At 36.5% G+C, this 20,369-nt stretch carries 21 protein-coding genes; 17 read left to right on the forward strand and 4 right to left on the reverse strand.

Annotated elements, in window-relative coordinates:
- Positions 1–23: 23 nt before the first annotated feature.
- Positions 24–992, forward strand: a complete 969-nt coding sequence (locus JML65_RS13735) for an ROK family protein (RefSeq protein WP_047489704.1) — start codon at positions 24–26, stop codon at positions 990–992.
- A gap of 275 nt (positions 993–1,267) precedes the next feature.
- Positions 1,268–1,822, forward strand: coding sequence for a peptide-methionine (S)-S-oxide reductase MsrA (gene msrA / locus JML65_RS13740; RefSeq protein WP_115916977.1), 555 nt, complete (start codon positions 1,268–1,270; stop codon positions 1,820–1,822).
- A gap of 61 nt (positions 1,823–1,883) precedes the next feature.
- Here msrA and JML65_RS13745 read toward each other — a convergent pair whose 3' ends face one another.
- Positions 1,884–2,723, reverse strand: a complete 840-nt coding sequence (locus tag JML65_RS13745; RefSeq protein ID WP_202271168.1) for a hypothetical protein — start codon at positions 2,721–2,723, stop codon at positions 1,884–1,886.
- A 380-nt stretch (positions 2,724–3,103) separates the two neighbouring features.
- On the opposite strand from JML65_RS13745, the gene JML65_RS13750 reads away from it, so the two are divergent.
- The 6 genes from JML65_RS13750 (at position 3,104) to JML65_RS13775 (ending at position 7,625) form a co-directional block, all read left to right on the forward strand.
- A complete protein-coding gene (locus tag JML65_RS13750; RefSeq protein WP_202271169.1) occupies positions 3,104–3,304 on the forward strand; it encodes a hypothetical protein in 201 nt (66 codons plus the stop codon).
- A gap of 78 nt (positions 3,305–3,382) precedes the next feature.
- Entirely contained in the window at positions 3,383–5,047 is a 1,665-nt protein-coding gene (locus JML65_RS13755) for an ATP-binding protein (RefSeq protein ID WP_202271170.1), read from the forward strand.
- Positions 5,048–5,061: 14 nt separating this feature from the next.
- A complete protein-coding gene (locus JML65_RS13760) occupies positions 5,062–5,727 on the forward strand; it encodes a response regulator (protein WP_047489711.1) in 666 nt (221 codons plus the stop codon).
- 127 nt (positions 5,728–5,854) lie between these two features.
- Positions 5,855–6,187, forward strand: a complete 333-nt coding sequence (locus JML65_RS13765) for a YegP family protein (protein ID WP_047489715.1) — start codon at positions 5,855–5,857, stop codon at positions 6,185–6,187.
- A gap of 11 nt (positions 6,188–6,198) precedes the next feature.
- Positions 6,199–7,266, forward strand: a complete 1,068-nt coding sequence (locus JML65_RS13770) for a type I restriction endonuclease (protein ID WP_084086929.1) — start codon at positions 6,199–6,201, stop codon at positions 7,264–7,266.
- A 53-nt stretch (positions 7,267–7,319) separates the two neighbouring features.
- Positions 7,320–7,625, forward strand: coding sequence for a hypothetical protein (locus tag JML65_RS13775; RefSeq protein ID WP_202271171.1), 306 nt, complete (start codon positions 7,320–7,322; stop codon positions 7,623–7,625).
- 70 nt (positions 7,626–7,695) lie between these two features.
- Here JML65_RS13775 and JML65_RS13780 read toward each other — a convergent pair whose 3' ends face one another.
- The 3 genes from JML65_RS13780 to JML65_RS13790 are packed head-to-tail and all read right to left on the reverse strand — an operon-like array spanning position 7,696 to position 9,583.
- Complete coding sequence (locus JML65_RS13780) at positions 7,696–8,145, reverse strand: GNAT family N-acetyltransferase (RefSeq protein WP_047489729.1); 450 nt, start codon at positions 8,143–8,145, stop codon at positions 7,696–7,698.
- Positions 8,138–8,761, reverse strand: coding sequence for a ribosome biogenesis GTP-binding protein YihA/YsxC (gene yihA, locus JML65_RS13785; protein ID WP_047489732.1), 624 nt, complete (start codon positions 8,759–8,761; stop codon positions 8,138–8,140). Before yihA ends, JML65_RS13780 begins: the two co-directional genes overlap by 8 nt.
- Positions 8,762–8,821: 60 nt before the next feature.
- Positions 8,822–9,583 carry an alpha/beta fold hydrolase gene (locus tag JML65_RS13790; protein ID WP_047489737.1) on the reverse strand — a complete coding sequence of 254 codons (762 nt, stop codon included), beginning with the start codon at positions 9,581–9,583 and terminating at the stop codon, positions 8,822–8,824.
- Positions 9,584–9,855: 272 nt separating this feature from the next.
- On the opposite strand from JML65_RS13790, the gene mraZ reads away from it, so the two are divergent.
- The 9 genes from mraZ to murG all read left to right on the forward strand — a co-directional run bounded on the left by mraZ (position 9,856) and on the right by murG (position 20,329).
- Positions 9,856–10,314 carry a division/cell wall cluster transcriptional repressor MraZ gene (gene mraZ / locus JML65_RS13795; protein ID WP_047489740.1) on the forward strand — a complete coding sequence of 153 codons (459 nt, stop codon included), beginning with the start codon at positions 9,856–9,858 and terminating at the stop codon, positions 10,312–10,314.
- Between the two features lie 42 nt (positions 10,315–10,356).
- Positions 10,357–11,250, forward strand: coding sequence for a 16S rRNA (cytosine(1402)-N(4))-methyltransferase RsmH (rsmH, locus tag JML65_RS13800; protein WP_202271172.1), 894 nt, complete (start codon positions 10,357–10,359; stop codon positions 11,248–11,250).
- A gap of 100 nt (positions 11,251–11,350) precedes the next feature.
- Positions 11,351–11,716 carry an FtsL-like putative cell division protein gene (locus JML65_RS13805; protein ID WP_047489745.1) on the forward strand — a complete coding sequence of 122 codons (366 nt, stop codon included), beginning with the start codon at positions 11,351–11,353 and terminating at the stop codon, positions 11,714–11,716.
- The gene (locus tag JML65_RS13810) at positions 11,700–13,691 is read left to right on the forward strand and encodes a penicillin-binding transpeptidase domain-containing protein (RefSeq protein WP_047489747.1); all 1,992 of its coding nucleotides are present in this window, start codon (positions 11,700–11,702) and stop codon (positions 13,689–13,691) included. Before JML65_RS13805 ends, JML65_RS13810 begins: the two co-directional genes overlap by 17 nt.
- Positions 13,692–13,753: 62 nt before the next feature.
- Complete coding sequence (locus tag JML65_RS13815) at positions 13,754–15,214, forward strand: UDP-N-acetylmuramoyl-L-alanyl-D-glutamate--2,6-diaminopimelate ligase (protein ID WP_202271173.1); 1,461 nt, start codon at positions 13,754–13,756, stop codon at positions 15,212–15,214.
- A 35-nt stretch (positions 15,215–15,249) separates the two neighbouring features.
- Positions 15,250–16,491, forward strand: a complete 1,242-nt coding sequence (gene mraY / locus JML65_RS13820; RefSeq protein ID WP_047489752.1) for a phospho-N-acetylmuramoyl-pentapeptide-transferase — start codon at positions 15,250–15,252, stop codon at positions 16,489–16,491.
- 86 nt (positions 16,492–16,577) lie between these two features.
- Positions 16,578–17,915, forward strand: a complete 1,338-nt coding sequence (gene murD, locus JML65_RS13825) for a UDP-N-acetylmuramoyl-L-alanine--D-glutamate ligase (RefSeq protein ID WP_047489756.1) — start codon at positions 16,578–16,580, stop codon at positions 17,913–17,915.
- Positions 17,916–17,937: 22 nt separating this feature from the next.
- Positions 17,938–19,176 carry an FtsW/RodA/SpoVE family cell cycle protein gene (locus JML65_RS13830; protein ID WP_084087150.1) on the forward strand — a complete coding sequence of 413 codons (1,239 nt, stop codon included), beginning with the start codon at positions 17,938–17,940 and terminating at the stop codon, positions 19,174–19,176.
- A 55-nt stretch (positions 19,177–19,231) separates the two neighbouring features.
- The gene (gene murG, locus JML65_RS13835) at positions 19,232–20,329 is read left to right on the forward strand and encodes an undecaprenyldiphospho-muramoylpentapeptide beta-N-acetylglucosaminyltransferase (RefSeq protein WP_202271174.1); all 1,098 of its coding nucleotides are present in this window, start codon (positions 19,232–19,234) and stop codon (positions 20,327–20,329) included.
- The last annotated feature ends 40 nt before the right edge of the window (positions 20,330–20,369 follow it).

Below are 20,369 nucleotides of genomic sequence, written 5' to 3' on the forward strand. Positions count from 1 at the left end.
AGCCCCTAGAATTTAATAATAGAATGTCATTAATAGATTTATCAAAACAAGTTGCTCTGGGAGTTGATATTGGCGGAACCAATACCAAATTTGGAATAGTCAATCATCGTGGAGAAGTTCTGGACAAAGGAAACCTTAGAACCGATGCCTATGACAGAGTGGAAGATTTTATCGATGCTTTATATGAACACGTTTATCCTTTAATGGAAAAACATGGTACTGAAAAAAATTTCGACGGAATCGGAGTAGGTGCACCCAATGCAAACTATTACAAAGGAACTATAGAACTGGCTCCTAACCTGCCCTGGAAAGGTGTCATTCCTTTTGCAGAACTGATGACGGCTAAGTTTAATTTGCCTTGTACTGTGACCAATGATGCAAATGCAGCAGCTTTAGGGGAAATGCTTTTCGGAGCAGCAAGGGGAATGAAAGACTTTATCATGATCACTCTGGGAACAGGAGTAGGAAGCGGAATCATTGCCAATGGAAGTCTAATCTATGGACATGATGGCTTTGCCGGAGAATTGGGCCATACCATTGTAAAACCGGGAGGAAGAAAACACTGGAGTACAGGTTCTGAAGGAAGTCTGGAAGCTTATGCCTCTGCAACAGGGATTACAATCACAGCAAAAAAGATGAGAGCAGAATTCGCAGAGTCTATGCTGAACCAATATCCTGAAGAGGAAATCAATTCTAAAACAGTGTATGAATGTGCATTAAAAGAAGACCCGATTGCTATTGAAGTTTTCAGATATACAGGACAAAAACTGGGTGAAGCATTAGCTAATTTTGTAATGTTTTCTTCACCACAGGCAATCCTTTTATTCGGAGGGGTCATCAAGGCAGGAGACTTTATCTTAAAGCCTGCAAAACTGCATATGGAAAGAAACCTTCTTCCAATCTTTAGAAATAAAGTGAAATTAGTATTCAGTGAGCTGGACGAAGCAGATGCAGCCATCTTGGGGGCAAGTGCTTTGGTTTGGGAAAAATAACTGAAAAGCTATTTTAAATAATATCAAGCATCCTTTTTAGGGTGCTTTTTCTTTTTCAGAAAATATAGATGACGCTGATTCCTACAGATGATTGAGGTTTATTTTTTATGATACTCGTTGGGATCAATTGGGGTTTAAAATCATTTGCCATATCTATCATTGTAATTTGAGTTTAAGATGCTTAAATGAAAAACTTTTTCATAATTTTGATTTGCCTTTTTAACGCCCTTCATGGGTAAAGAAAAGAATATGTAAATGATATAATTACCCTAACAATGGATAAAAATAATTTAGAACAGATCATCTTTGGTGGCGGATGTTTCTGGTGTGTAGAAAGCTGCTTCAATATGCTGAAGGGTGTTGAATCTGCTATTTCAGGATACTCCGGTGGACACAAGGAAAACCCGACTTATGAAGAAGTATGTACCGGAACAACTGATCATGCCGAAGTAGTACAGATCACTTACGATCCTGCTATTATTTCTTATGAACAACTGATGGATGTATTCTTTTTCCTTCACGACCCTACCCAACTGAACCGTCAGGGAAATGACATCGGAACGCAATACCGTTCGGTAATCTTCTATAAGGATGATGCTGAAAAACAGAGTGCTGAAAAAGCATTAAAGACCTCTGAAGAATCAGGAAGATGGTCAGGAACCTATGTGACTGAATTGGCTCCTTTCGAAAAATTCTGGCCGGCAGAACAATACCACCAGGGATATTACAATGTCAACCCTAATCAGCCTTACTGCAGTGCTGTAGTAGGTCCTAAAATACAGAAATTTAAAAAGCATTTCGGCGAATTGGGAATGCTGAATATCGAGTAAATAAAACAGAGCGGAGAGAAATCTTCGCTTTTTTTTTGATAAAATAAAACGCCTGTAAAAACTATTCCTGTACTTCTATAGAATCTTTATGCTCACCTGCATATTTATAGATGATGAATGGTGTAGATTTTCTCAACTCTCTCCCGTTATCAGGATCTATACCATCCTCAGTAAAAAACTCAACTTCATTATTGTATTTGGAATACCAGGTTTTCCCTAGCGCATTAAATTCCGTTAGCGTATCCTTTCTGGTGATTTTTTTAAAGTACTGGAATTTATGTTCATTCATCGCCACGATATCAAGCCCTGGCCTGATATAGCTGCTGTCTGTACCCATATACCTTTCCCCATCCCAATACATATACTTTTTCTCAATACCCGGTTTTACAGGGCTTATAAATGAAAGCCCTACGGTCTTATTATTGGAAAAAACAACATTTCCCGTAACCAGGCATAGCAGTAAAGCAATCTCCATAATCCCCAACCCATTCTGTTTGATATACTCAGGCACTTTAAAATGCTGTTCATTGGTAATGTTAATGACCAACTTAGAAATTTGTTCTGATATGGACTCTTCATCTTCATCCACCTTAATCTTGATCATCGTTTTATTAGCCTTTTCATCTTCTTTCGTGAAAGTCCGGGAGAAGTCTACAAAATCCTTATATCCAAGGTATTGACTTAGCTTATCAAGCTTAAAGGGTTCTATGTTTATCTTATCCTTAATTTCTGTCACATAGGCATCATAATACCTTACAAGAGATTTATCTGTAATCGTAAAATACAGGGTTTCCTCCAGGTGTACGCTTAAAAAAAGAGCTATTCCACTTTTCGTTTCCTTCCCCGAATCCTCCTCTCCCTGCTTGAATACCTCATGAATTAGTAGTTTTATTTTGGACATATATAGTTTTTATCAGTCTTTACAAAATAGGTGATTTCCTCTCGTCCCACATTACGGATTTCCGTAACCCCTTCCTTTCCATTTCCTGTCTATCGATGTCTGTGTTTTGTCTAACACCTGCTCCTCTTCTTGTCGCATCTTTGCTTCAGAAAATCAGTGATAAACAAAACATTACAAAAACAAATTTACAAAACTGATTTCAAAATCACCAGATAAAACGGAGGAAAACTCCGGGTTGGGAAGCAGATGTTTCTCCTCCGTTTTTGAAGGTTCACTTCCCAAAAAATTAAGAAGCGCTTCGAAATTTTAAACGTGTACAGCCTGAGATAAATACATCTCAGGAGGAAGAAAACAATTTCAACTTCAAAAATTTTACGGAAATGATCCAGATTATATTAATGCTATTCGGTTTAGCATTCCCAAATAATAATGCAAATACAGTAACTAGTGATAACGGCGGAACAGTACTAATGTCAATAACAGAAGACCCAATTACTGACGGCGGAGGAAACGGAAATGGAAATGGTGGTGCTACAACAGGAGATACAGGACAAACTCCTCCTCCATATTCTCACCCTTAATACATTATACTTATTTAATTATCATGAGCAGATTGCATAGATCTGCTCTTTTTGCTATTTTGCAAACAAAACAAAGCCATGAAAAAATTTTTAGCATTATCAATATTAATCAATCTAATTTCATGTTCAAAAAAAGAAATAGCGGTTGTACAAGATAATGAAGAAAATAATTATCATATAAAAGCAAGAGCATTTAGAGATGCAAAAGTATCAGATTCAGCATTTTATTATTATATGCTTGCTAAAGATGAATATATCAAAACAAATGATTCATTAAGAGCTGGTCAATCACTTGTCAACATGGCCATTATAGAAACAGGAAAAGGAGATTTTTACGGAAGTATAGAAACTTCTTTAGAAGCCAACGGATTTCTTAGAAATACTAAAGATAAGATTGTAAGAAGGGATTTAGCCTCAAACTATAACAATATGGGAATTGCTTCTTCATTTATGTATAATTATGATGATGCAATTCATTTTTATAAAGAAGCAATTAAATATGGTGAAGGTAATAATCTGCTGATGTATTATAACAACATAGCAGTTTCACTATTAGCGAAGAGAAATGCAAAAGATGCAAAAGAATACTTAAAACACTCTATTTTAGCAACAGATAATAAAATTCATTCTAAAGCATTAAATAATTTAGCAAAAGCTAATTTTTTAGAGAATAAAAGCTATAATCCTTTACCTGAATATTATAAAGCTTTGGAAATTAGAAAAAACAGCAATGATATTGAGGGATTAAATTCTAGCTACTCTACTTTATCCGATTACTTTAAAGGGCAAAACCAACAAAAAGCACTGTTTTTTGCACAAGAAATGCTTGAAACTGCAAGCAAAGTTAATAATCCTGAAGACCGAATGCAAGCACTACAGAAGCTTATTAATTTAGATTCAAAAAATTTCCTGATATATTTTAAAAGCTTTAAATCCCTCAATGACAGTCTTATTATTGCAAGAGGAAAGGCAAAAAATCAATTTGCTTTAATTAGATATGAAACAGAAAAAAATAAAGCAGCCTTCTTAAAGTCACAAGCGGAAAATTCCCAAAAAGAAAATCAAATATTAAAACAATATGTTATTTTGATAACATTATCTCTAGCTTTAATTGGGGGGCTATTTTGGTACAGAAGAAGGAAAAAAAGACTTCAGCAGGAGAAAGAACTTGAGGTAAAAAATACACAGCTAAAAATGTCTAAAAAAGTTCATGATGTGGTAGCCAATGGGATCTATCAGGTGATGACAAAAATTGAAAACCAGGAAGTTTTTGACAAAGAGGAAGCACTGGACGAACTGGAATTCGTGTATGAAAAATCCAGGGATATTTCTTATGACAAAACAGACATCCATGAAGCCCTGGAATTTGATCAAAAAATATCAGCTCTTGTGGGTTCATTTAAAAATAATGAGGTAGAAACATATCTTGTCGGAAATGACAAAAGTATTTGGAACGGGTTGAAGGACTCGTCAAGAAATGAAGTCTACCAAATCATTCGTGAATTGCTTGTCAATATGAAAAAACACAGTAGGGCTAGCAGAGTGGTTTTTAAATTTGAGCGAATTAACAACAAAATCCAAATTCAGTATACAGACAATGGAATAGGAATATCCGAAGGCTTAGTCCGTAAAAATGGACTTACAAATACGGATTCCCGTATTGAAACCATTCATGGAGAAATTATTTTTGACACTAAAACCGAAAAAGGATTGAAAATTAGTATTTCGTTTCCTGTTTCTTAAAAAATCTAAAAAGAATGTTCAAAAAAATTTTAATTGCCGAAGACCACGAAAGTATTAACCTCTCTGTACAAAAAACATTAGAAGAGCTCAACATCCCGAATGTTGACTATGTATATTACTGTGATGATGCCTTAGCTAAAATTCAAAAGGCAATCCGTGAAAACAACCCTTACGATTTATTAATTACCGATCTTTATTATGAAGAAGATCATCACCTCCAGAAAATTAAAGACGGAAAAGAACTGATCCTGAAAATTAAAGAAATACAGCCCTCCCTAAAGGTAATTGTATTCTCTGCAGAGCACAAATCCGGGGTAATTGACTCTCTCTTCAATGAGTGTAAAGTCAACGGATATGTCCGGAAAGCCAGAAATGACTCTAAAGAACTCAAAAAGTCGATTGCTTCCGTCTACATTAATGAGAACTATTTATCTCTTGATCTGAAACAGGATATAAAAAAGCTCAACAGCTATGAATTTTCTGCATATGACATTACTCTGGTCACCTTACTTTCAAAAGGAGTCCTGCAGAAGAACATTCCCAATTATCTACAGGAAAATGACATAAAACCTTACAGTTTAAGCAGTGTAGAGAAGAAATTAAATGGTCTGAAAGAAGATCTTGAAGTCACCAGCAATGAGCACCTTGTGGCTTTTTGTAAGGACATAGGAATTATTTAATAACCATATCAATTAAGTCCCTTTTAATAAAAACCTTTCAATTTTGAGAGGTTTTTTGTTTTACGGATTCCCGTAAGGATTGGAAACTAAAGGGTTATATTTTTGGAGTATTAAACAGAATATAATTATGGGAACGTTTATCATCTCGAAAAGAAAAAATAATGAATATCAATTCAATCTGAAAGCCGGAAACGGAGAAATTATTTTAACCAGTGAAGGATATGTCCAGAAAGCATCATGTCATAAAGGAATAGAGTCTGTTAAAATTAACTCTCAGGAAGATTCCAGGTATGACAGGCGAATAGCTGTAAATACTAAAGATTACTTCGTTCTTAAAGCCCGGAATGGAGAAATTATCGGCAAGAGCCAATTTTACAGTTCAAAACTGGCAATGGAAAATGGGATTGCTTCTGTAAAAAATAATGCTCCTGAAGCTGAAATTATTGACGAAACTATCTAAAAAATAAAACAATGGATCTTAAAATAAAACTGGAACAACTCCATCAGAAAGTAACAGGACTAAAAGATCAGATCAGTACGGAAGAAGCTACAAAAAATGCTTTTGTAATGCCTTTTATACAGATTTTGGGCTATGATATTTTTAATCCCACAGAAGTAGTTCCGGAATATATCTGTGATATCGGAACAAAGAAAGGAGAAAAGGTAGATTATGTAATCAAAAATAATGACGAACCCATTTTCATTATTGAATGTAAGCATTGGAAAGAAAGTGCAGACGCCCATAATTCTCAGCTCCACAGGTATTATCATGTTTCCAAAACAAGATTTGGAGTTCTTACCAACGGCATTATCTATAATTTCTATACCGACCTTGAAAAACCTAATGTGATGGATGAAAAACCATTTTTCACGATAAACATTGAGGATTTAAAAGACAGCTCCATTAAAATCCTGGAAAGCTTTACCAAGAAAGACTATAATCTGGAAAGCATTCTGGATTCTGCAGAGGCATTAAAATATATTAAAGCCATCAGAAAAGAATTTGAAAAAGAAATTGAAAATCCTTCTGATGAAATGGTGCGTCTTCTGGTCAACCGTTTTTTCGAAAAAACCCTGACGGCCAACAGAATGATTTCTTTCAAAGAATATGCAAAAAAAGCCTTATCGACTTCCATTAATGAATCCATAAGCTTTAGACTGAAATCTGCATTAAGCATTAATGAGCAAATTGAAAAACAGGATGAAAATGTAAGTGTTCCTCAATCTATTGATGAAAATAATGACTCTAAAATTGTCACGACAGAAGAAGAGCTTGAGGGGTTTCAAATCGTAAAAGCCATTCTAAGAGAAAAGATATCTTCTTCCCGAATTGCGTATAGAGATACCTTATCCTATTTCGGAATTTTGCTGGATGATAACAATAGAAAACCGATTTGCAGATTACATTTCAACACCTCTAATAAATATATTGAGACCTTTCACAATGGTAAAGATGCAGGTGAAAAAGCTCTACTGAATAATCTTGATGAAATCTATAATTTCAGGGAAGAGCTTCATAAAACATTAGAAAATTACTAAAGTCTTAAAAACAAATATCCATGAAAACCATTCTATAATTCAAAACTAAGCTTATGAAAAAACTACTTTTTACTGGCCTTTTAGGATTAGGCTTATTATTACCGGCTTCTTTTTCTGCTACTACAGGTGCAATCTCTTCAGCTAAAGAATTTTCCACTAAAAAGCCCAAGAAGAGCAAAACAAAAAGCAGCAGAAAAAGCAAATCTACAGGCTCTAGATACACCCGATCTTACTCGCAAAGCAGAGGATGTACATACAACGGAAACCAGCTGTATGTAGGATCAAGAGGAGGCTGTTATTATTATTCCGGCAGCAGTAAACAATATGTAGACAGATCTTACTGCTCAGGTTGTAATTAAAATACCTAATAAAAAACTAAAAACCATTCAACATAACTAAAAAGGTATCTCATTTCTGAGATACCTTTTTTTATTTTCTAATCATTTCCGTATGTGGAATATCATCTTCAAGATATTTCTTGCCTGTATCCACAAACCCGAATTCAGCATAAAATCTTAACAGGTAATCCTGTGCTGAGATTTTGATTTCAGAGGTATGAAAACGGTTTTCTATGGTTTCCACAGCATATTTTATCAGCAGTTTCCCAAGGCTCTTTCCTCTGGCCTGTTCTGTTGTTAAAACCCTTCCAAACGAAGTCTCATCGTACTTGATTCCTTTATCAAAAACACGACAGTATGCAAGAACCTGCCCTTCTTCTTCGGCCCAGATATGCACTGCTTTCTGATCATAGTTATCCAGATCAGGATAAGGGCAGTTCTGTTCAATTACAAAAACATCTATACGGGCCTTTAATACTGAATACAACTCAGGAACCGTAAACTCTTCAAAAGTTTTAATTTTCCAGACTATATTACTCATCGAAACTTACGTGGTTATTAATTAAAAATTCATTTGTTGTTTGGATGAAATTCAGAATTTCATCACAGCCTGATTTCTTTTCGGCAGAAGTCACATAAATTTCCGGTAAATCTTCCCATGTTTTATGCAGCTCATTTTTATAGTTTTCTACATTCTGAACAGCCACATTGGGTTTCAGCTTATCAACCTTTGTGAAAACAATTGAAAAAGGAACTCCGCTTTCTCCGCACCATTGAATAAATTCCAAATCAATCTTTTGAGGACTGTGTCTGGAGTCTACCAATACAAAAAGATTAACAAGATTTCTTCTGTTTAAAATATAATTGGTAATCAGCTTTTCAAAATCTTTTCGCTGAACTTTTGAAACTTTGGCATATCCATACCCTGGTAAATCCGTAAGATACCAGTTTTCATTCACAAGAAAATGATTGATCAGCTGGGTTTTTCCCGGAGTCTGTGAAGTTTTAGCCAAATCTTTATGATTCATCATGGCATTGATCAATGAGGATTTTCCTACATTAGATCTTCCGATAAAAGCATATTCCGGAATATTCGGTTCAGGGCATTCCTGCCATTTTCCACTACTCTTTACAAAATCTGCTGTCTTAATAATCATTTTGAATATATTTTAGAAAAATAAACCATTAAGAAAAGCTCCTAATGGTCATTTATGTATTTAAACTTTATCTTTTACCCAGCTATAGAGAATTTCATTGAATTCATCTGGTTTTTCCATCATCGCAGCGTGCCCGCACTGATCTATCCAAAACAAATCTGAATTGGGGATAAACTTGTGCATATCCTGGGCCACTTCCGGAGGGGTTACATTATCCTGTTTTCCCCAGATCAGACAGGTTGGCGTCAATATCTTGGGAAGATCATTCAACATATTATGCTTGATGGCACTTCTGGCCAGCATAACGGTCTTTATTCCTTTCATTCTGTCATTGACTACCCCAAATACCTCGTCTACAAGGTCTTCAGTGGCAATTTTAGGATCATAAAAAACTTCTTCCGTCTTCTTTCTGATATAAGATCGGTCATTCTTTCTGGGAAAACTATCCCCGAATGTCCTTTCATACAATCCTGAACTTCCTGTCAGAACAAGGTTTTTTACCAGATCCGGTCTTGCCAATGTTAAGATAAGCCCTACGTGACCTCCCATTGAGTTTCCTACAATAGTAACTGGTCCCGAAATATGACTTTCTATAAACTTGATAATATATTTTGCTATGGTGGTAAGATTCGTATTGAGTACCGGTAGATCGTAGATAGGCAATTGAGGTACGTATACCTTAAATCCTCTGTCCGAAAAAAAATCTACCATTTTATCGAAATTACTCAAACCACCCATTAACCCGTGCAACAGCACCAATGGATGTCCTTCTCCCGCCTCTACATAGGAATATTTCTTTTCTTTTTTTGTACTAAATATCATAAAACGCTTTAATGAAGCCCTGCAAAAATACAAATTAAACCTCAAAAATATTTTGATTATCCTAATTTAAGATAAAAATAATATAATATTCCCCTTTTTAACTTTTTTTTTCTAAACCTCTTTACTATGGCCTGAATAGCACATTTAGCAACCTGTTACAGATCAAGTATTTATACAATCGAAATTCAATCTTTAATAAAACTTATTAACATTGAGTCAAAAAGTGGGAAAAAGTGGGAAATTTTGGAAATTATTATATAAATTTGTCCCAAATGAAAAGTTTCATTGGAACATATGAGTGTAAAATTGACGACAAAGGCCGCCTAAAAGTTCCTTCATCTTTAATCAAACAGATGGAAAACTTCGACGACAAGGCGTTTGTAGTCAAAAGATCTGTGTTCCAACCTTGTCTGGAAGTCTACCCTATGAATGCATGGGATAAGCTGATGGGCAAAATTAATAAACTGAACAGATTCATAAAAAAGAATGCTGATTTCATACGAATGTTTACAGCAGGCGTAAAAACAGTAGAGTTGGATAATGCCGGGAGATTACAGATTTCAAAAGACCTGACACATTTCGCAAATCTTCAGAAAGATATTGTGATCACCAGTGCCGGAGAACTTTTTGAAATTTGGGATAAAGAGGCTTATGAAAAGGTAATTGCCACCAACGAAACTGATTTTGCAAGCCTTGCTGAAGATGTAATGGGCTCTTTCGATGAAGAATAACTGTGATGGTTATTAGTATATTTTAATAAAACACAATTAAGCATGTATCATAACCCCGTTTTGTTGAAGCAGAGTGTAGATGATTTGGTGACGAATCCTGGCGGAATCTATGTAGACTGCACCTTTGGAGGAGGTGGCCACTCAAGGGAAATCCTAAGCAGACTTTCTGAAAAAGGAAAACTGTTTAGTTTTGATCAGGATCTGGATGCACTTAAAAATACAATTGATGACCCAAGATTTACATTAGTTAATCAGAATTTCAGATTTCTGGAAAACTCTTTATTAATGTATGGAGCTCCTCAGGTAGATGGTGTTTTGGCAGACTTAGGTGTTTCATCACATCAGTTTGATGAAGCAGACAGAGGTTTTTCTACCAGAAGTAATGCTCCTTTGGACATGAGGATGAATGTTATGCAGAATCTGGATGCCAAAAGAGTGATCAATGAATATGAAGAAGCAGAACTTGCCGATCTTTTTTACCATTACGGAGAATTAAGAGAAGCCAGAAAACTGGCAAGAGAAATCGTTCATCACAGAAAAACAAAAACCATAGAAACCACAGAGGATCTGAAAAAGCTTTTCAGCTATATTCCTCCTCATAAGGTCAATAAATTCTATGCACAGCTTTTTCAGGCGATAAGAATTGAAGTCAACCAGGAACTGGAAGTTTTAAAAGAAATGCTTGTTCAGGCTTACAATGTTTTAAAACCGGAAGGAAGATTAGTCGTTATTTCTTACCATTCTTTAGAAGACCGTCTGGTAAAAAGATTCCTGAAAAACGGAATGTTTGAAGGAGAACCGACAAGAGATATCTACGGAAATTATAAAAAGGCATTTGAATTGATCAAGAGTAAAGCGATTATCCCCGATGACAAGGAGATTGAAGAAAACTCAAGAGCAAGAAGTGCAAAAATGAGAACAGGAATAAAAGTATAAAAATACAGCGTGAATGGTTAATGGTCAGTTTTCATAAAATAAACAATCAACCATTAACAAACAAAGTGGATTCACTGCGAAGCAAATTGACATACATAATTTGGCAAAAAGAACAACAAATCGCCCTCAGAAGAAGCTCACCTTTATAGATATTATAAAAGGAAACTTCCTCAACCGTGATGAAATAAAAATACATTACCGGTATTTCTTATTGTTGTTTGTGCTGATGATGGCCATGATTTACAGTAACCATCTCGTCAACAAGAAAATTAGGATTGTCAATGCTTTAAAAGAAGAAACAGAAGAATACAAATCGAGAAACGCTTACGCCCAGAGTAAGCTAATCAAAGTAAAAATGGAATCAGAACTGGGGAAAGAAGTGGCAAGGGACTCATTAATGACCCTCGAAAATCATCCTCATAAATTGCTAATAAAACTGGACAGTACAGATGCAAAAGCAAAATGAATACGACAATAAACGTAAAAAAACGTTAAGATGGGGCTACCTCTTCGCAGTGGTAGCTTTGTGCGTGTTTGTAATGTTCTTGGCAAGGATTGTAATCCTTCAAAACACTAATGTTCAGGAAATTAAAGACGATTACATTAATAAAAACTACCGTGAGGCTACTTTAAAAGCGGCCCGCGGAAATCTATTTGCCTCCGACGGCTCTATCCTCGCTACAACCGTAATGCGCTACGATATCTATCTTGACTTCAAAACGATGAAAGATACCATCTACAGCAACAATATCGGGGCACTCACAGATTCTTTAAGCAAAATGTTCGGAAAGTCCAGAGGAGAATTCAGACAGAAGTTTGACGAACAGAAGAAAAAGAAAAACCAATATTATACCTTAGTAAAGGGGCTTGATTTTGATCAGTATGACAGAATCAGAAATTTCCCGATATTCAAAAGAGGTAAAAATAAAGGAGGTTTTATCGTTGACAGGAACTACAAAAGAGAACTTGCTACCTCAGAAATCGGCTCAGGAACGATTGGTATGGATAACGGAGAATTGAAATCCGGACTTGAAGGAGCCTTCTCAAAATACTTAACCGGAACGGACGGAAAAAGACTGGAGCAAAGAATTAATTCTTCTCAATGGAAACCTATTGACTTCTGGAAAGTTCAGGAGCCTGTGGACGGAGAAGATGTTTACACCACTTTAGATCTTAGAATTCAGGACATTGCACACTCTGCACTGGAGAAACAGCTGATTAATTTTGAGGCTAAACACGGTACCGTAATCGTCATGGAAGTAGAAACAGGAAAAGTACGTGCCCTTGTCAACCTAAGAAGAACAGAATCAGGAGAGTATGAAGACTCTTACAACTATGCTCTGAAAGACAATATCGAACCGGGTTCTACCTTTAAAACCATTTCACTTCTGGCTGCAATGGATGACGGTTTTATCGATGAAAATACAACGGTAAACGTAGGAAACGGAGTCTGGACTTATGCAAAACAAAGAATTTCAGACGGACATGGTGGTGGAACTTATGACATCAGTGATGTTTTAGCCAAATCCAGTAACGTGGGAACCTCAAAACTGATTACAAAATACTATGCTGAAAAACCGCAGATTTTCCTTGATCATTTAAAACGTTGGAAATTATTCGACAAAATGGACATTGAACTTCCGGGAATCACAAAACCGAAGATCGTAACTCCACAAAATAAAAGATGGAATGCCGCAACACTGGCTTCTATTTCTTACGGATACTCTTCAAACATCAATCTGCTGCAGCTAACCACTTTTTATAACGGGGTTGCCAATGGCGGTAAAATGCTTAAGCCTTTATTCATCGACAAAATTATGAAAGATGGAAAGGTAATGTATAATGCAAAACCCGAAGTAATGGTCAATAAAATGGCTTCAGAAAAAGCCATTAAAATGATGACCAATGCGTTAACCAAAGCGGTAGAAAAAGGAACGGGAAGAAGTATCTTCACCCCGAACCTTAAAATGGCCGGAAAAACAGGAACCGCAAGATTTGAATATTGGCTTCCGGGACCTATGAAATACAGGGCCTCATTCGCGGGATTCTATCCTGCAGACGCACCCAAATATACATGTTATGTAATGGTAAGTGAGCCCAACACCTCAATAGGATTTTACGGGGGACCCGTAGCGGCACCAGTATTTAAGGAAATTGCAGGAAAAACATTCCTGAAGACCCCTCAAAATATTGAAAAAGAAATGCTGGTGGACAAAAAGGTGAACCTTAATAAAATGGTGGAACCTAATGTAAAAGTAGCCGTAAATGATAAGCAAATGCCCAATGTAGTGGGATTAATTGGTAAAAATATAATCCCGCAATTGGAGAATTTAGGATACCGTGTCGATTATAAAGGTGTGGGAAGAATAAAAGAACAATTCCCATTAGAAGGCACAACCATCAGTAAGAACCAGAGAATTTATTTGTCTCTGCAAAATTAAATAGAAACAGAGTCTCCTAGGGACGATTTAATAAAAGATAGGAAAAGTCCTATTGATAAAAAATGACAGTAACAGAATTAGTAAACAGAATTCCAGTAATAGAAATCCACGGTGACAACAACCGTGAGGTGAAAGAATTGGTATTTGACAGCAGAAAGATTACAGAAAACGCTCTTTATATAGCAATAAGGGGAACCGTAGTGGATGGTCACTCATTCATTGCATCCGCCATTGAAAAAGGAGCAACTACAATCGTCTGCGAAGAGTTTCCTGAAGTATTGGCAGAAAATGTCACTTACATACAAGTAAAAGACGCATCCAAAGCTTTAGGTCATTTGGCTTCTAATTTCTATGGAAACCCATCTCAGAAACTGAAACTGATAGGTGTTACAGGAACCAATGGGAAAACCTCTGTTTCCACCCTTCTTTTTGATGTTTTCAAAAACCTGGGTTACGATGCTGCTTTACTGTCAACTGTTGAGATCAGAATTGGAGAAGAAATCATTCCGGCAACCCACACGACTCCGGATGTGATTACGATTAATAAAATTTTAGCCGATGCTGTTGAAAAAGGATGTGAATTTGCCTTTATGGAGGTAAGCTCTCACGGAATCGCTCAAAACAGAATTGAAGGATTACACTTCAAAGTGGCAGGCTTTACTAATCTTACCCATGATCATTTAGATTACCATAAAACGTTCGAAGAATATTTAAAAACGAAAAAAAGATTCTTTGATCAATTAGAAGATACCGCTATTGCCATCACTAATATAGATGATAAGAACGGCCCTGTTATGCTTCAGAACACAAAGGCACAAAAGAAGTCTTATGCTTTGAAAACAATGGCAGACTATCATGGAAAACTCTTAGAAGTTGATTTCAACGGAATGCTGCTGAACTTTAACGGAAAGGAATTCTGGACTACGCTGACCGGAAAATTCAATGTTTACAATCTACTGCTTGTCTTTGGAATTGCAGAAGAACTTGGTTTTAATCAGGATGAGATCCTTCAGGCGATCAGTACATTAAAAAGAGTTTCCGGAAGATTTGAAACATTCAAATCAGATGGAGGGATTTTCTTTATCGTAGATTATGCACACACCCCGGATGCATTGGAAAATATTCTGGACAGCATTAACGATATCAGAACAAAAAATGAAAGATTAATCACTGTTTTTGGCTGTGGTGGTGATAGAGATCACTCCAAAAGACCTGAAATGGGAAATATTGCCACTAAAAAATCAACACTGGCTATCATCACCTCAGACAATCCGAGGACTGAAGAGCCAGGGCAGATTATAAAAGAAATTGAAGCAGGCGTTGAATCTCAAAACTTCAGCAAATACACTTCAATTCCCGACAGAAGGGAAGCTATAAAAATGGCTATAAAGTTTGCAGAACCTAAAGATATTATTCTAGTTGCCGGAAAAGGCCACGAAAATTATCAGGAGATAAATGGTGTAAAACATCATTTTGATGACAAAGAAGTAATTAATGAGCTTTGGAAATTAATGAGTAAATAAATTGAAGATTGAATTTATTTAAATAAAAAAGAAACATGCTATACTATCTATACGAATATTTAACCAACCATGGAATCCATGTTCCGGGATTAGGAATGTTGAAATACATCTCCTTCCGTGCCGGAATGGCTGTACTTTTGTCTCTTATCATTGCTCTTGTTTATGGAAAAAGGGTTATCAACTACCTGAGAACAAAACAGATGGGAGAACTGGTACGTGACCTTGGATTAGATGGCCAGAAACAAAAAGAGGGAACTCCTACAATGGGAGGTCTTATCATCATTTTGGCAACCATTATTCCCGTATTACTGTTTACGAGAATTACCAATGTTTATATTGTTCTGTTATTGGTTTCAATGTTCTGGATGGGAGCCATTGGTTTCCTGGATGATTATTTAAAGAAGATCAAGAAAAATAAAGATGGGCTGAGTGGTAAATTCAAAATCGTGGGCCAGGTTGGATTAGGATTAATTGTGGGAGTTACCATGTATTTTCACCCTGACATTACCGTTAAAAGAAAATACGCTGATGCAAAGGTGGTCAACAGAAACAATGTAGAGCAAAACTTTATGCCTACTGAAAAGATTACTGTTTCCACTGTGCCTTTTGCAAAAAACAACGAGTTCGATTACAGCGGAATTTTGTTTTGGATGAATGATAAAGATGCCCACGAATGGGCATGGGTTGTCTTTATACCTATCGTTATTTTCATTGTAACAGCCGTTTCAAACGGAGCCAACATCACCGATGGAATAGATGGCCTCGCAGCAGGAACAAGTGTCGTCATACTCCTCACGCTGGCACTCTTTGCCTACCTTTCCGGGAACATCATCTTTGCAGACTATCTCAATATCATGTTCCTCCCGAATATGGGGGAAACCACCATTTTTGCCGTCGCTATGGTAGGAGCGGTTATCGGATTTTTCTGGTACAATACTTATCCTGCACAGGTCTTTATGGGAGATACCGGAAGCTTAATGCTGGGCGGAGTTATTGCCGTTTTAGCTATTATTTTAAGAAAAGAATTACTGATTCCTGTGTTATGCGGAATCTTCTTAATTGAAAACCTGTCTGTTATGCTTCAGGTAGTCGTTTTCAAGTACAGAAAGAAAAAATACGGGCTGGAATATGCCCAAAACAATAGACTATTCAAAATGTCACCGTTACACCACCACTATCAGAAAGATGGCTTCCACGAAAGTAAAATCGTGAACAGAATGATCATCATCGGTGTAATACTGGCTATTGTGTGTCTGATCACCTTAAAAATGAGATAAATATTGTTAAGCGTAGAAAGTATTAATCTTAAAAAACCAGATTACGTTAATACATTTTTACATTTTACATCTTACAAAAAAAGAATATGAAAATAGTTGTTTTAGGAGGAGGAGAAAGCGGATGCGGAGCTGCATATTTGGCTAAAAAGAAAGGTTTGGAAGTATTTCTTTCAGACAAAGGAGTCATTAAAGATAATTACAAGCAGTTTCTTACCGAAAATGAAATTGAATTTGAAGAAGGAACGCACGATGAAGAAAGAATTCTCAATGCAGACTGGATCGTAAAAAGCCCGGGAATTCCTAAAAAGGCTGAGATTATCTATAAAATTCATGAGAAAGGAATAAGACTTTCTTCTGAAATTGAATTTGCTTCTGAATTTACAGATGCAAAAATCATTGCTATTACCGGAAGCAACGGAAAAACAACAACAACCTCTCTGATCTACTATATCCTGAAAAATGACGGATTAAACGTAGGGTTGGGAGGAAATATCGGGTACAGTTTTGCAAAACAGGTAGCCGATGAAAATTATGAATATTATGTACTGGAAGTAAGCTCTTTCCAGTTGGATGATATCCAGAACTTCAGACCTTATATTTCTTTATTGCTCAACTTATCCCAGGATCACCTGGATCAGTATAACTACAATTATGAAGAATATGCATTAGCAAAATTCAGAATTGCTGAAAATCAGGAAAATGACAATTTCTTCATCTATAACAAGGATGATGAAATGAGCAAAAACCTTCTTGAAAAGCTTGAAATAAAAGCCAAAATGATTCCTTTCTCAACAAAGGAAAAATTATCTGAAGGGGGTTTTATCAATGATGACAGCATCGTCGTAAAAGTAAAGGATGATTTCTCAATGAAAATTGAAGAATTATCGCTGATGGGAAACCATAATGTTGCCAACAGCTTAGCAGCATCAATAGCTGGTAAAATATTGGAAATCAACAATGAAAGCATAAGAAACTCATTAATGACATTCCAGGCAGTAGAACACAGACTGGAGTTTGTTTCTGAAATTGATGGCGTTAAATACATCAATGACAGTAAAGCCACCAACGTCAATGCCACATATTACGCTTTGGAAAGTATGAAAACCCCAACCGTATGGATTGTAGGGGGATTAGATAAAGGAAATGACTATACCGAAATTGAGGATTTAGTTAAGAAAAAAGTAAAAGCAATTGTTTGCTTAGGAATTGACAATAAGAAGATTATAGATTTCTTTAAAGATAAAAAAGAATTTATTTATGATACTTCAAGCATGGAAAAAGCAGTGGAAATATCAAAATCACTGGCGAAAAAAGGCGATACCGTCCTACTATCACCATGCTGTGCAAGCTTTGATTTATTCAAAAGCTATGAAGACAGAGGAAACCAATTTAAAGAGCAGGTATTAAAAGCCAATGGCCATTAGCCAAAAGCCAATAGCATTAAATATGGACGAACAGAACACAGAAAGCAGATTTGAATTTCTAAAGGGCGATAAAGTACTTTGGATGGTCATTCTTGTGATCTCCATTTTCTCTATTTTCCCGGTATACTCTGCTAGTTCAAATCTGGAATACATCGTTAATAACGGGACCACTACCGGTCACGTTATCAAACATATGTTCTTTGTAGTCTTAGGATTAGGAATCATGAGATTGGTAGGAACCGTAAAATATGAATACATCGGAAAGCTCAGCAGTATTTTACTCGGTCTGATGATCGTTTTATTGGTGGTTACCATGTTTACCGGTCAGACCATTGATGGGGCCAGCGCCTCAAGATGGCTGAAAATCCCAGGAACCCCCATCTCATTCCAGCCATCATCATTTGCCTTTTTAATGCTGATTATCTATTTGTGCCGGTATTTAACAAAAAAAATAACAAGAGAAAGACTTCCGATAGAAAATATCATGTATATTTTCGGGCCTATTCTTCTTGTTTTTGTACTTGTTGCGAAAGATAACGGATCTACAGCATTAATGATCTTAATGGTTTCTGTCGTTGTTTTGGTTATCGGACAGCTTCACTGGAAGTATATTGCAGGCTTTATTTCGGCTTCGTTTATTGCTATAGTGCTGTTTCTGTTGATTGCTTTAAACACCAATATGATTGGAGGAAACCGTGTTCACACATGGATGAGCCGTGTAGAAACCTTTACTTCAAGCAAGGCAAAATCTGCAGATACCGATGATGAAAGTGTAAAAGCAAAAAATTATCAGGTAATGCAGGCAAAGGCAGCCATCGTACACGGTGGAATTACCGGAATGGGACCTGGAAAAAGCGCATTAAAGCAAATGCTTCCGCAGTCTGCTTCCGATTTTATCTTTGCCGTCATTGTAGAAGAATATGGTGTCATTGGGGCCGCTTTCCTCATCAGCCTTTATCTCATCATGATGATAAGGATTGTAATGATAGCCAGCAAGATGCCGGCCTTCTTCGGATCGTTGCTCGTCCTCAGTCTCGGGGTAATGATTTTTATACAGCTCGCCGTAAATATTGCCGTAGCAGTGAATCTGATCCCAGTAACAGGACAGCCTCTGCCACTAATAAGCTACGGAGGAACATCAATGCTCGTTACCTATTTGCAGTTAGGAATTATCCTCAATATAAGCTCGAGAATACAGATTTATGATGAAGAAGGAATGGGCAAAAAACAAAGCATAGCAGAAATAAACGATATCGCGTAAACCAAGAGTCCCAAAGGGATCATTTAATAAAAAATCGGACGAAGTCCTATTCAATATGAACAAAAAATTAAAAATAGTATTATCAGGCGGAGGAACAGGAGGACACATCTTCCCGGCTATCGCTATCGCTGATGAAATCAAAAAAAGATTTCCTGATGCAGAATTTTTGTTCATTGGAGCCAACGGAAAAATGGAAATGGAAAAGGTTCCTCAGGCTGGCTACAAAATAGAAGGAATTGATATCGCCGGAATCGACAGAGGAAACCTGTTATCCAATTTGGGACTGCCTTTCAAGATTCTGAAAAGCTTATCCAGATCCAAGAAAATCATCAAAGCCTTTGCTCCTGATTTTGCAGTGGGAACCGGAGGTTTTGCCAGTGGCCCTGCCCTTTATGAAGCAAGTAAAATGGGAATTCCCATCTTCATACAGGAACAGAATGCCCATGCAGGAGTGACCAATAAGATTTTAAGTAAGAAAGCCAAAGCTGTCTTTACAGCCTATCCAAAAGTAGAAGGTTTTCCGGCAGAAAAAATAAAATTTCTGGGTAATCCGATCCGCTCGGCTATTATTTCAGGAATGCAGGAAACAGCTCAGGCAAAAGAGAAAATGGGATTGAATCCGGACAAACTTACCATTCTGTCTGTAGGAGGTTCTTTAGGATCCAGAACATTAAATAATGCCTGGAAGTCTCATTTAAATGAAATCGTAAACAAAGATTATCAGCTGATCTGGCAGACAGGTAAGCTTGATTATAAAGATATTATAGAGGAAACAAAAGACGTTGATACCAGAAATATTCAGATCCTTGAATTCATCAAAGACATGGAGCTGGCCTATTCTGCGGCAGATATTATTGTTTCCAGAGCCGGAGCGATCGCCATATCAGAACTGGCGGTAGCACAAAAACCGGTGCTATTGGTTCCTTTCCCTTTTGCAGCGGAAGACCATCAAACGAAGAATGCCATGAATCTGGTTGAAAAAAATGCAGCCAGAATGGTAAAAGACTCTGAAATGAAGGAAAAATTCTGGAATGTTTTATCAGAGATCTGCGAAAATGAAAGTGTAAGAAAAGAAATGTCTGACAATCTGAAATATTTTGCCAAGCCTAATGCCGCAAAAGAGATTGTAGATGAAATATTTAATAAACTGTAAAAAGTAGGAAAAGTACATTATAGTTTGTACCGGCTACATT

The sequence above is a fragment of the Chryseobacterium sp. KMC2 genome (assembly GCF_016756935.1).
Classification (GTDB): Bacteria; Bacteroidota; Bacteroidia; order Flavobacteriales; family Weeksellaceae; genus Chryseobacterium; species Chryseobacterium rhizosphaerae.